Origin of the sequence: Calditerricola satsumensis, assembly GCF_014646935.1 — a bacterium.
Taxonomy (GTDB): Bacteria; Bacillota; Bacilli; order Calditerricolales; family Calditerricolaceae; genus Calditerricola; species Calditerricola satsumensis.
The window spans coordinates 17,544-29,486 of record NZ_BMOF01000006.1 but is presented as its reverse complement, the minus strand read 5'-3'; the positions used below and the strand labels follow the sequence as shown (position 1 = coordinate 29,486).

At 66.4% G+C, this 11,943-nt stretch carries 11 protein-coding genes; all 11 read right to left on the bottom strand.

The features are described 5' to 3' along the window. Nucleotide 1 precedes the first annotated feature (1 nt). The 11 genes from argD to IEX61_RS02770 all read right to left on the bottom strand — a co-directional run bounded on the left by argD (nt 2) and on the right by IEX61_RS02770 (nt 11,774). Nucleotides 2-1,192 (bottom strand): acetylornithine transaminase, encoded by a 1,191-nt coding sequence (gene argD, locus IEX61_RS02820; protein ID WP_188816743.1) that lies wholly within the window; start codon nt 1,190-1,192, stop codon nt 2-4. Continuing rightward, entirely contained in the window at nt 1,179-2,009 is an 831-nt protein-coding gene (argB, locus tag IEX61_RS02815; protein WP_188816724.1) for an acetylglutamate kinase, read from the bottom strand. Before argB ends, argD begins: the two co-directional genes overlap by 14 nt. A 16-nt stretch (nt 2,010-2,025) precedes the next feature. Beyond that, nucleotides 2,026-3,321 (bottom strand): bifunctional glutamate N-acetyltransferase/amino-acid acetyltransferase ArgJ, encoded by a 1,296-nt coding sequence (gene argJ, locus IEX61_RS02810; protein WP_268238376.1) that lies wholly within the window; start codon nt 3,319-3,321, stop codon nt 2,026-2,028. Nucleotides 3,322-3,337: 16 nt separating this feature from the next. Then, a complete protein-coding gene (gene argC / locus IEX61_RS02805) occupies nt 3,338-4,372 on the bottom strand; it encodes an N-acetyl-gamma-glutamyl-phosphate reductase (protein WP_188816722.1) in 1,035 nt (344 codons plus the stop codon). 235 nt (nt 4,373-4,607) lie between these two features. Then, entirely contained in the window at nt 4,608-4,967 is a 360-nt protein-coding gene (locus tag IEX61_RS02800; RefSeq protein WP_229725623.1) for a c-type cytochrome, read from the bottom strand. Between the two features lie 43 nt (nt 4,968-5,010). Further along, complete coding sequence (locus tag IEX61_RS12605; RefSeq protein WP_188816721.1) at nt 5,011-5,904, bottom strand: transketolase C-terminal domain-containing protein; 894 nt, start codon at nt 5,902-5,904, stop codon at nt 5,011-5,013. Between the two features lie 12 nt (nt 5,905-5,916). After that, nucleotides 5,917-6,822: a YitT family protein gene (locus tag IEX61_RS02790; protein WP_083463084.1), complete on the bottom strand. Its 906-nt coding sequence runs from the start codon at nt 6,820-6,822 to the stop codon at nt 5,917-5,919. Nucleotides 6,823-6,885: 63 nt separating this feature from the next. Beyond that, a protein-coding gene (prfB, locus tag IEX61_RS02785) for a peptide chain release factor 2 (protein WP_188816740.1) occupies nt 6,886-8,026 on the bottom strand; the annotation gives its coding sequence in 2 pieces (ribosomal slippage) (nt 6,886-7,941 and nt 7,943-8,026; 1,140 coding nt in all). 116 nt (nt 8,027-8,142) lie between these two features. Continuing rightward, on the bottom strand, nt 8,143-10,662 hold the full coding sequence (gene secA2, locus IEX61_RS02780; RefSeq protein WP_188816739.1) for an accessory Sec system translocase SecA2: 2,520 nt from the start codon (nt 10,660-10,662) through the stop codon (nt 8,143-8,145). 170 nt (nt 10,663-10,832) lie between these two features. After that, on the bottom strand, nt 10,833-11,387 hold the full coding sequence (hpf, locus tag IEX61_RS02775) for a ribosome hibernation-promoting factor, HPF/YfiA family (RefSeq protein ID WP_188816720.1): 555 nt from the start codon (nt 11,385-11,387) through the stop codon (nt 10,833-10,835). A 186-nt stretch (nt 11,388-11,573) separates the two neighbouring features. Continuing rightward, nucleotides 11,574-11,774 carry a cold shock domain-containing protein gene (locus tag IEX61_RS02770; RefSeq protein WP_054670993.1) on the bottom strand — a complete coding sequence of 67 codons (201 nt, stop codon included), beginning with the start codon at nt 11,772-11,774 and terminating at the stop codon, nt 11,574-11,576. Between the last annotated feature and the right edge of the window lie 169 nt (nt 11,775-11,943).

Below are 11,943 nucleotides of genomic sequence, written 5' to 3'. Positions count from 1 at the left end.
ATTACGTCTCCGCCTTCGCGGCTCCCCCCTGCGCCGCCACCTCGTCCAGCGCCTCGCCCAGCGCCCGCACCGCCACCTCCACTTCCGCCGGCCCGATCGTAAACGGCGGCAGGAGGCGGATCACGTCCGTCCCGGCGGGCAGCATCAGCACGCCGCGCCTGCGCAACGCGGCCAGGACGTCGGCCACCGGCACCGTCACCTGGACGCCAAGCATGAGGCCGAGGCCGCGCACGTCGACAATAGCCGGCGTCCGCGCAGCCAGCGCCTCGAGCCGCTCCTTCATGAGGGCCCCCATCGCGCGCACCCGCTCGAGCCACCCGCCGCGCTCCAGCTCCTCCAGCGTGGCCAGCGCCGCGGCCATGGCCACGGGGTTGCCGCCAAAGGTGGAGCCGTGACTGCCCGGCGCGAAGGCCGCGGCCACGTCCTCCTTGGCCAGCAGCGCCCCGACGGGGATGCCGCTGCCCAGCCCCTTGGCCAGCGTCACGGCGTCCGGCACCACGCCGTAGTGCTGGAAGGCAAACAGCGATCCCGTGCGGCCGATGCCCGTCTGCACCTCGTCGACGATCAAGAGGAGGCCCTTTTCGCAGCACAATTCGGCCACGCCGCGCACAAAGGCGGGCTCCGCCGGCACCACGCCCCCTTCGCCCTGGACGAGTTCCAGCAGCACCGCCGCCGTCTTGTCCGTTACGGCGGCCTCCAGCGCCGCCAGATCCCCGAAGGGCACCGACCGGAAGCCCTCCGGCAGCGGGGCAAAGCCCACCTTCACCTTCTCCTGCCCCGTCGCCGTCAGCGTGGCCAGGGTGCGGCCGTGGAAGGACCCGTGGAAGGTGACCACCTCGTACCGCTCCTCGCCCCTCACCACCTGGAAATACCGCCGGGCCAGCTTGATCGCCGCCTCGTTGGCCTCGGCCCCGCTGTTGCAAAAGAAGGCGCGGTCAAGGCCGCTTGCGGCGCACAGCTTCGCCGCCACCTGCTCCTGGAGCGGGATCTGGAAAAGATTTGAACAATGCCACAGCATCTCCAGCTGCGCCGCCACGGCCTGTTTCACCGCATCCGGCACGTGGCCGAGGCTCGTGACGCCGATGCCCGAGGTGAAGTCGAGGTAGCGCCGCCCGCTCTCGTCCCACAGCCAGTGCTTCTCCCCACGCACGGCGCGCACCGGCCAGCGGGCGTAGGTGTCAAACAGCGCCACGGCCTGCGCCCCCTTTCCCGGCAGGCGCCGCCTGGGTCTGGCGCACGATGCGCGTCCCCACCGCCTCGCCGGCGGCAACCCGCTGCAAGACGCCCGGCTCGCGGCCGTCGACGATCCGCACCTCTTCGGCCGCATCGAGGGCGTCCAGCGCCGCGCGCACCTTGGGGATCATCCCCCCGGTGATCACGCCTTGGGCGATGAGCGCCTCCGCCTCGTCGGCGTCCAGCACGTCGAGCACCCGCCGCGCGCCGCCGTCGTCCACCCAGATGCCCGGCACGTCGGTGACGAGCACCACCCGCTCGGCGGCCAGCGCCCGCGCCACCGCCCCCGCCGCCGTGTCGGCGTTGATGTTGTACGCCTGGCCCGCCTCGTCCATGCCTACCGGCGCGATGACGGGGATGTACCCCAGCGCCAGAACCTGGCGGATCAGGTCGGCGTTCACCCGCTTGACCGTCGCCACACGCCCCAGCGGCCCCGGGATCGGCTCGGCCACGAGGAGCGCCCCGTCGCTTCCCGAAAGGCCCAGCGCCCGTCCTCCGGCCCGCCAGATCCGCCGCACGAGCTGCTTGTTGATCGCGCCGGCGAGGACCATTTCCACCACCTCGAGGGTGGCCTCATCGGTCACGCGCAGGCCGTTGACAAAGGCGGGCGCGATCCCGAGCCGCGCAAGCAGCGCGGAGATGGCCGGCCCCCCGCCGTGGACCACCACCGGCGCCATCCCGCTGCGCGACAGGGCGGCCAGGTCGGCGAAAAAGCCGTCCGGCAGCGCGTCCATCGCGCTCCCGCCGCATTTGACCACCAGCGTCCCTTGGCCCATCGGGTCCTTTCCTCCTTCACACCCGGCCGTAGCTGGCGTTGATGCGGATGTACTCGTAGGTGAGGTCGCAGCCGTAGGCCGTCGCTTCCGCGTGGCCCTGGTTCAGGCCGATGGTGATGTGCACCGCCTCCTGCTCCAGGTGCGCCTGCAGCGCCGCCTCGTCGTACGGCACGGGCAGGCTGTTTTTCACCAGCTGCACGTCGCCGACCCAAATGTCCACCGTCTCCGGGTCGATAGGCGCCTCGCAATAGCCGACGGCGGCGATGATGCGGCCCCAGTTGCCGTCCTCGCCGAACATGGCCGACTTGACGAGGTTGGAGCCGATCACCGTCCTCGCCACGGCGCGGGCCGTCTCCTTCGTCGCCGCCCCGTGCACGTGCACCTGGATCAGCTTCGTTGCCCCCTCCCCGTCGCGGGCGATCATCTGGCTGAGGCGGCGCGACACGTAGAGGAGAGCCTGCTCGAACTTCTCCCACTCCGGATGGCCCTCGTGGAGCGGGTTGTTCCCGGCCAGACCGTTGGCCAGAATGAGCACCATGTCGTTCGTGCTGGTGTCCCCATCGATGGTGATCATGTTGTATGTCTCATCGGTCACGCGCTTGAGCGCCCGCTGCAGCGCCTCCCGTTCCACGGCGGCGTCGGTGGTCAGAAAGCCGAGAATCGTGGCCATGTTCGGCTTCACCATCCCCGACCCCTTCGCCGCCCCGGCGAGGCAAACGCGCCTGCCGTCGATGGTCATCTCCACGCAGACGGACTTGGTGAACGTGTCGGTGGTGAGGATCGCCTGGCAAAAAGCCTCGGCGTTGTGCGGACCCAGGTGATGGGGCAGCCGGCGAAGGCCCGCCGCCACCACGTCCATCGGCAGCGGCCGGCCGATCCACCCCGTTGACGCCACGGCCACATAGGGCTCCGGCACGTCAAGGACCTCGGCGGCCAGCCGGCGCATGGCATAGGCATCCTCCAGCCCCTTCTTGCCCGTGCAGGCGTTGGCAATGCCGCTGTTCACCACCACCGCCTGCAGCTTGCCCTCCGCCTTCAGGCTCTCCCGCGTCACGACAAGCGGCGCACCCTGGAACCGGTTCTGGGTGAACACGCCGGCCGCCGTCGCCGGGACCGCCGAGCGGATGGCGCCAAGGTCGGGCCGCTTGCGCTTGATGCCGCAGTGGAAGCCCCCGGCGACAAAGCCCATCGGCGTCGTGACGCTGCCGCCGGGCACGACGCGAATCCCCCATTTGTCGGCCAATTCCGCTTCCTGCTCGCCTTGGGCGAAAACCACGCTGTGCTTCATGTCGTCCACCTGTCCTTCCGCCATGGAGAATCGCGGGAACTTACGGGAACACCGGGCCCAGGTCGAGGCCGAGGGTTTCCGGCCAGCCCATCATCATGTTCAGGTTCTGCACGGCCTGCCCCGCCGCGCCCTTGACCAGGTTGTCGATGACCGCCACGACAACGGCGCGGCCCGTTCGCGCGTCGAAAAAGGCATTCAGATCGCAATAGTTTGATCCGTACACGTCCTTCGTGCGCGGCACCACGCCGGCGGGGCGCACCCGCACAAAGGGCTTGTCGGCGTATGCCGCAACCAGGGCCTCGCGCAGGTGGCGTTCCGTCACGCCCGCCTTGGCCCGGGCGTAGATCGTGGCCAAAATCCCGCGGGTCATCGGCACGAGATGCGGGATGAAGGTGAGGCGCACCGCCCGACCCGTCACCGCCGTCACGGTCTGCTCCATCTCCGGGATGTGCTGGTGCACGCCGATCTTGTAGGCGGTGAGGTTTTCGTTCACCTCGCTGAAATGGGTGGCAAGCCCCGGCGATCGCCCCGCCCCCGACACGCCGGACTTGGCGTCGACGACAATGTCGTCGTCCTCGACGAGACCCTCCTTCACCAGCGGCAGGAGGCCAAGGAGCGTCGCCGTCGGATAGCAGCCCGGATTGGCCACCAGGTCGGCACCGCGCACCGCGTCGGCGAACCACTCCGCGAGCCCGTACACCGCCCGCGCAAGGAGCGCCTCCTCGGCCGTCTCCTTACCGTACCACTGGCGGTACGTCTCGCGGCGCTTCAGCCGGAAATCGCCGGACAAATCGATGCAGCGCACGCCCCGCTCCAGCAGAGCGGGAATCACCGTGTGGCTGACGCCCGCCGGCGTGGCCGTGAACACCACGTCGGCCCGCGCCGCCGCGTCGGATGCGTCAAACGGCTCGACTTCGACGTCGACATCCATCAAATGAGGAAAGACCTCCGCCAGCGGCTTACCGCTTTGGGAATGGCCGTACACCGCCGTGATCGTCACCTCGGGATGGCGGCGCAGCAGGCGAACGAGCTCCGCTCCCCCGTATCCGGTCGCGCCCAAAATGGCCACGCGCATCGCCTTCCCCTCCTCCCCGTCGCCACCCGTGTCTCGGAGCGGGTTCATGTGCATTATTATACGGTCAAAGGTATAGTCATTCAATCCCCAATTTCCTCTTCCGTGAAACGGCGCGGAAAACGGCAGAGGCGGCGATAAAGCGCTTACATAAAAAAACGAGTGCAGCGAAAAAAAAGAAGCCGACCGGTCACCGATCGGCTTCCGCGACATGCGCCATCCTTCCGCGTCCTTCCCGCTATTTGCGGTCGGCCAGCCAGGCTGCCAGGTTCTCCGCCTCGTCGCCTTTCACGAGGCCGCCCGGCATCTGGCCCCGCCCGTTCTGGATGATGGAAAGGATTTGCTCCTTGCTGTACTTCGCCCCCACTTTTTGCAGGTTCGGGCCGACGCTGCCCTCCAGGTTGGCCCCGTGGCACGAGGCGCACGCTTGCCGGTACGTGGCCTGCGCGCGGGCGTCGTCATAGCCGCCGGCCGCGGGCTGCTGGGGCGTGGCTTCCTGTGGGGGCTGCGGTTCCTGGCCCGCCCGGCACCCCACCAGCATGGCCATAAGGGCCATGCCCACCAGCACGCGGCGTGCAACGCGCCTGCCATTGCGCATGGACTCGCCCTCCTTCCAAATCGGGATGTCCCCTTTCATAGCGCTAGTTTGCCCCGATCTGGCGGGCGACTTGCACAAGGCGCGCGACGACGGCGTCCTCCTCCCGCGCCCCCGTTTCGGCGTACACATCGGCCATCCCGACGCGGTGCACCCGCTTGGGGAGGCGTGCGGCGAGGCATTCGGCGATGGCGCTGCCCAGGCCGCCGCGGGCGCTGGCCGGCTCCACCGTGACGACGCCCTTGACCGGCCGAGCCGCCTCGACAAGACGCGCCTCGTCGAGGGGCTGCACAGCGGGCAGGTGGAGCACGGCGGCCGGCAAACCGTCGGCCGCAAGCTGCTCCGCCGCCGCCAGCGCGGCCCGCACGGCCACACCGGTGGCGCAAAGCAGCACCTCGCCGCCCGGGCGCAGGAGGACCCCCTGCCCCCAGCGGAAGGGCGCGTTGGCCAGCTCCGGCACGCGCGCAGGCAGCTCGCCCACATCAAGGCGGAGGTACACGAAAACGGGCCGCGTCACCGCCTCCTCCAAGGCTGCCCGCGCCTCGGCCTCGTCCGCCGGAATCACCGCCGCACCGTCCGGCCAGGTGCGCACGAGGGCCAGCTCCTCCGCACCGGCAGCATGCTCCCCAGGGTCGTCCGCGTCCAGGACGCGGACCACCTTGATCGGGGCTGCCGCGACGCGCCATTCGGGCGGCCACCAAAACCGCAGCGTCTGCGCCGTGAACACCACCGGCGTCTTTTCGCACAGCGCCAGCGCGGCGGCCATGGTCAGGGCGTTGACGCCGCCGGTCGCCACGCGAAAGGTGCGGTCGGGAAACACCCGGGCAAAGGGTTCCACAAGCGGCTGCGCGCCTTCCGCGGCGATCACCACCAGCGACGGCATCCGCCGCGCCACGTCCACCAGCGCCTCACCGTACACCGTCGGGATGTGCCGGATCATATCCGCCTCCCCTTATCGTTTGAATCCGGCGAGGGCTTGAAACCCTTCGCCGAGCACCTCGTGAACCTCGGTCACGATGACGAAGGCCTCCGGGTCAATCCGTGCCACCAATTCCTTCAGCTTCGCCACCTCGCGCCAATGGACCACACACAGGAGGAGGGGCCGCTCATGGCCCGAGTAGCCGCCCACAGCGTGGATGCGCGTCACGCCGCGATCGAGCTCATGCAGGATGGCCTGGCGGATCGCCTCTTCGCGCCGGGAGATGATGAGGCCCATCTTGGCGTACCCCAGCCCCATCTGCACGAGGTCGATCGTCTTCCCGGTCACAAACAGGCCCACAAGCGCGTGGAGCGCACCTTCGGGTCCAAACACCACCCCGGCCGTGAGCACCACCAGGCCGTCGATGAGCAAAATGCACAGCCCTAAGGACCAGCGGGTGAACCTGTGCAGGATCTGCGCCGCCACATCGGTGCCGCCCGTCGAGGCGCGGGCCTTGAACACCAGCCCCAGGCCGATCCCCACCCCCACGCCGCCGAACACCGCCGCCAGCAGCGGATCGCGGGTGAGCGGCGGAAGGGAATCGGTGAGGAGCACAAAGAGCGGCAGGACAAGGGTGCCGTACAGCGTCTTGAAACCAAATTGGCCTCCCAGGATGCGCACGCCGGCGAGAAAGAGGGGGACGTTGAGCGCCCACTGCGTGAGGGCCGGACGCACGCCGAACACGGCTTCCACAATCGTGCTGATCCCGCTCACGCCCCCCGTGGCGATGCCGTTGGGGTTTAAAAAGAGGTTGAAGGCCAAGGCCACGAGGAAGGCCCCCGCGGTTAACAGGCCGTATTCGGCCACTTTCGTGCGCGATCCGGTCGCTCGCCCACGGCGACGGTTGTGCCGAACGTGTTGCCCCATCACCTGGTTCATCCTACGCCTGGTTTCCTCCGTTATGCGCGGTCCTTTCATCCCGCCGCAATCGGCGCGACCGCGCTACGCGCCTTGGCCGCCGGCTTCACGCTTCTGCACCTGCTGGCGCAAGTACGCGTCGATGAACACGTCGATCTCCCCGTCCATCACCGCCTGCACGTTCCCCACCTCCACACCGGTGCGATGGTCCTTCACCAGCGTGTAGGGGTGGAAGACGTAGGAGCGGATCTGGTTGCCCCACGCAATCTCCTTCTGCTCGCCGCGCAGCTCGGCCAGCTGCTTCTCCTGCTCCTGGCGTTTCAGCTCGAGCAGCCGCGCCTTGAGAATCTTCATCGCTCGCTCGCGGTTCTGGATCTGCGAGCGCTCCGACTGGCACGTCACCACGATGCCCGTCGGCAGGTGGGTGATGCGCACGGCCGACTCCGTCTTGTTGACGTGCTGGCCGCCGGCGCCGCTCGAGCGGTACGTGTCGATGCGCAGGTCTTCGGGCCGGATCTCGACCTCCACGTCGTCGTCCATCTCCGGGATCACGTCGACGGAGACGAAGGACGTGTGGCGGCGGCCCGCCGCGTCGAAGGGGGAGATGCGCACCAGCCGGTGCACGCCCTTCTCCGCCTTCAGGTAGCCGTAGGCGTTGTGCCCCTTGATGAGCAGCGTCACGCTCTTGATGCCCGCTTCCTCGCCGGGCTGGTAGTCGAGGGTCTCCACCTCGTACCCCTTGTCCTCCGCCCAGCGGGTGTACATGCGCAGGAGCATCGACGCCCAGTCCTGCGATTCCGTCCCGCCGGCACCCGGATGGATCTCCACAATGGCGTTGTTCTTGTCGTAGGGGCCATTCAGGAGCAGCTCCAGCTCAAACTGGGTGAGCTTCTCCTTCAGCTTGACCAGGCCCTCGGCGATTTCCGGCAGGAGCGACTCGTCGTCCTCCTCCTGGGCCAGTTCCACCATCACCTCGAGGTCGTCATAGGTCGCCTGGAGCCCCTCGAGGGTTTCCACCTGCTTTCGGAGGGCATTCAGCTCGCCGATCACCTTCTGGCCTGCAGCGTTGTCGTCCCAGAAGTCGGGAGCGGCCATCTGTTCCTCAAGGGCAGCGATGCGCGCCTTCTTCCCAGGGAGGTCAAAGAGACCCCCTGATTTCCGCCAATCGCTTGGCTGTGATGGAAAGCTCGGCCTTCAGTTCGGCAAGGGACAGGATCGTCACCATCATCACCCCTGGATCGGTGTTTGGTATTAGTATAGGTAACAAACGCCTCATCGCGCTACCGGAAACGCGCCGCCTTGCGCGCACCGGAAAACGCGCGAGACGGGGGAAACGCGACGTTACGCCTCCTGGGCCCCGCAGCACTTCTTGTATTTCTTCCCGCTGCCGCACGGGCACGGGTCGTTGCGCCCGATCTTCGCCACGCGCACCGGCTGGCGCGCCGGTTCGTCGCCGGAGATTGAGCCGCCGCTCGTCGCCACCGGCTTCACCACTTCCTGGCGCTGCAGGTTGCCTGCCACCTGGGCGCGCATGATGTACGTGGCCACCTCTTCCTCGATGCGGGCGATCATCTCCTGGAACATGTTGTACCCTTCGAACTGGTACTCGCGCAGCGGATCGGTCTGGCCGTAGGCGCGCAGGTGGATGCCCTGGCGCAGCTGGTCCATGGCGTCGATGTGGTCCATCCACTTCGAGTCGACGGCGCGCAGGACGACCACCTTCTCGAACTCGCGCATGATCTCCGGCCCGATCTCCGCCTCGCGCCTTTCGTACTGCTCGGCGATCTTCGCCTTCAGCACGTCGAGGATCTCTTCCCGCTCCTTGCCCCAGATCTCCTTCGTCTCGAGGGGCACGTCGGGCAGGAAGAGGTTCTTGGCCTGCTCGACGAGCTCGTCCAGCCGCCAGTCCTCCGGCACCTGGTCATCCGGGCAGTGCTCGTCGACCAGCCGCTCGGCCACGCTCTCGATCATCCCGATGACGATGTCGCGGATGTTGTCGCGCTCGAGGATCTCGCGGCGCTGCTTGTAGATGACCTCGCGCTGCTGGTTGATCACGTCGTCGTACTGGAGCACGAGGCGGCGCAGGTCGAAGTTCATCCCTTCGACGCGCTTTTGGGCCGCCTCGATGGCCTTCGTCACCAGGCGGCTCTCGATGGGCTGGTCGTCGTCAAAGCCCAGCCGCTCCATCATGCTCATGATGTTCTCCGAGCCGAAGCGGCGCATCAGCTCGTCCTCAAGGGAAAGGAAGAACTGCGACGACCCCGGGTCGCCCTGGCGCCCGGCGCGGCCGCGCAGCTGGTTGTCGATGCGCCGGCTCTCGTGCCGCTCGGTGCCGATGACGTGCAGGCCGCCCAGCTCGGCTACCCCTTCGCCGAGGACGATGTCCGTCCCGCGGCCGGCCATGTTCGTGGCGATGGTCACGGCCCCCTTCTGCCCGGCGCGGGCGATGATCTCCGCCTCGCGGGCATGGTGCTTGGCGTTCAGCACCTCGTGGGGGATGCCGCGTTTCTTCAGCATGGCCGACAGCCGCTCGGAATTCTCGATCGACGTGGTGCCGACGAGCACGGGCTGGCCCTTCTTGTGGCGGCGGACGATCTCCTCCACCACCGCCCGGTACTTCGCCTCCTCCGTCTTGAACACCACGTCGGGGAGGTCTTTGCGGATCATCGGCTTGTTCGTCGGGATGACGACGACGTCCATGCCGTAGATCTTCTTGAACTCTTCCTCTTCCGTCTTCGCCGTGCCGGTCATCCCGGCCAGCTTCTGGTACATGCGGAAGTAGTTCTGCAGGGTGATCGTGGCCAGCGTCATCGTCTCGTTCTGCACCTCAAGGCCCTCTTTCGCCTCGATGGCCTGGTGCAGCCCGTCGCTGTAGCGCCGGCCGTGCATCAGGCGGCCGGTGAACTCATCGACGATGATCACCTGGCCGTTTTCCACCACGTAGTCCACGTCGCGCCGCATCAGCGCGTGGGCCTTCAAGGCCTGCTGGATGTGGTGGTTGAGCAGCATGTGCTCGGTGTTGTACAGGTTGTCGATGTTGAAGTATTCTTCGGCCCGGGCGATGCCCTTTTCGGTGAGCATCACGCGGCGGTCCTTCTCGTCCACCGTGTAGTCCTCGCCGGGCTTCAGCTGGCGGACGAAGCGGTCGACGATGTAATAGAGCTCCGTCGACTGGGCCGCCTGCCCGGAGATGATGAGCGGCGTGCGGGCCTCGTCGATGAGGATGCTGTCCACCTCGTCGATGATGGCATAAAAAAGGGGCCGCTGCACGATCTGCTCCTTGTAGAGCACCATGTTGTCGCGCAGGTAGTCGAAGCCGAACTCGTTGTTCGTGCCGTAGGTGATGTCGGCCGCGTAGGCCCGCTTCTTCTCCTCCGTGCTCATCCCCTGAAGGTTGAGGCCCACGGTGAGGCCGAGGAATTCGTACACCTTGCCCATCTGCGTCGCGTCGCGCTGGGCCAGGTATTCGTTCACCGTCACCACGTGCACCCCTTTGCCCAAGAGGGCGTTGAGGTACGCCGGCAGCGTGGCGACGAGGGTTTTCCCTTCCCCGGTCTTCATTTCGGCGATGCGCCCCTGGTGCAGCACGATGCCGCCCATCAGCTGCACGTCGAAGTGGCGCATGCCGAGGACGCGCTTGGCCGCCTCGCGCACCACAGCAAACGCTTCGTGGAGGAGGTCATCCAGCGTCTCCCCCTGCGCCAGGCGGTTTTTGAACTCGTCGGTCTTGGCGCGCAGCTGGGCATCGGACAGGCGCGCCACCTTCGGCTCCCAATCGTTGATCTTTTCGACGTCACGCCACAAGCGCTTGACTTCCCGCTCGTTGGCGTCGCCGATCCACTTTTTCAACAGCCCCAACATGGGTTGCATCACCCCTTGTCGCCTCTAAACAGGTATTATACCATCGCATCCGTTAAATAGGAAAAAAGAAATGCTCCCGCTTCGGCTTTCCGCCCGCCCCGCCGAAGCGGGACAGCCGGCGTAAGCCCGGGGAGCGGATCATGCTTGCACCGGAGATCAAAGCGCTTTCATTACGCCTCTGGATCAATCAACCCGTACGTGCCGTCCTTGCGCCGGTAGACGACGTTCACGTGATGGTTCTCCGCGTTGGCAAACACGAAGAAGTTGTGGCCCAGGAGGTTCATCTGCAGCACGGCTTCCTCGGGGTCCATCGGCTTTAGGTTGAACCGCTTCACGCGGACAATGGGGATCTCCAGCTCTTCCTCCTCGAAGGCCTGGCCGTTTTCGGGCTCCGCGCCGCGGATGAGGTCCCGCAGGCTGCCGTCTTGTCTGAATTTTCGGTAAATCTTGGTTTTGTACTTGCGAATTTGCCGCTCCAGCTTGTCGACGACCAAGTCGATCGACGAATACATGTCGGCACTGGTCTCCTCGGCGCGCAGCAGCAGGCGCGGAAGGAGAAGGGTCACCTCCACCGTGTGCGCCTCCCTCACGACGCGCATGGTGATCTGCACGTCCAAATCGGGCACGTCGGCAAAATAGCGCTTGAGCCGGCTCACCTTCCTCTCCGCGTACTCCCGAAGGGCAGGCGTGATCTCGAGGTTTTCGCCGCGGACGTTGAACCGCATCGCCAGATCCTCCTTTCCCCATGTACCATACCTATTCCGGTTCGAAGGCCCAAAATCCTGCTTTCGGCTTCCGCAAACCTTAACAAAATCGTGGCATCTCAAAATGAAAAACCCCCGGGAACACGCCCGAGGGTTTCGTGTCGTCGCGCGTTTCACGACGTTTCCGGGTTGACGGACTCCGACCGCTTAGCGCAATTTGACGACGTTGGCCGCTTGCGGTCCGCGGGGGCCCTCCACGATGTCAAATTGGACGAGTTGCCCTTCTTCCAACGTCCGGAACCCTTCTTCTTGGATGGCGGTGTAGTGCACGAACACGTCGCCGCCATCATCGCGCTCGATGAACCCGTAACCCTTCTCCGCGTTAAACCATTTGACTCGACCTTGCATGAAACACAATCCTTTCCTTCTCAAAATTTTCGTGAGGGCGACCCCACTTGATTGTAGTATACCACGTAGCCGAGGGAGAGTCAACAAAAATCGCCAAAACATTTTTCGCAAACCCGCCCGCAGCCACCGTCAGCCGCCCCGAGCCCCACAGATCGCCCCGCTCCCCCCT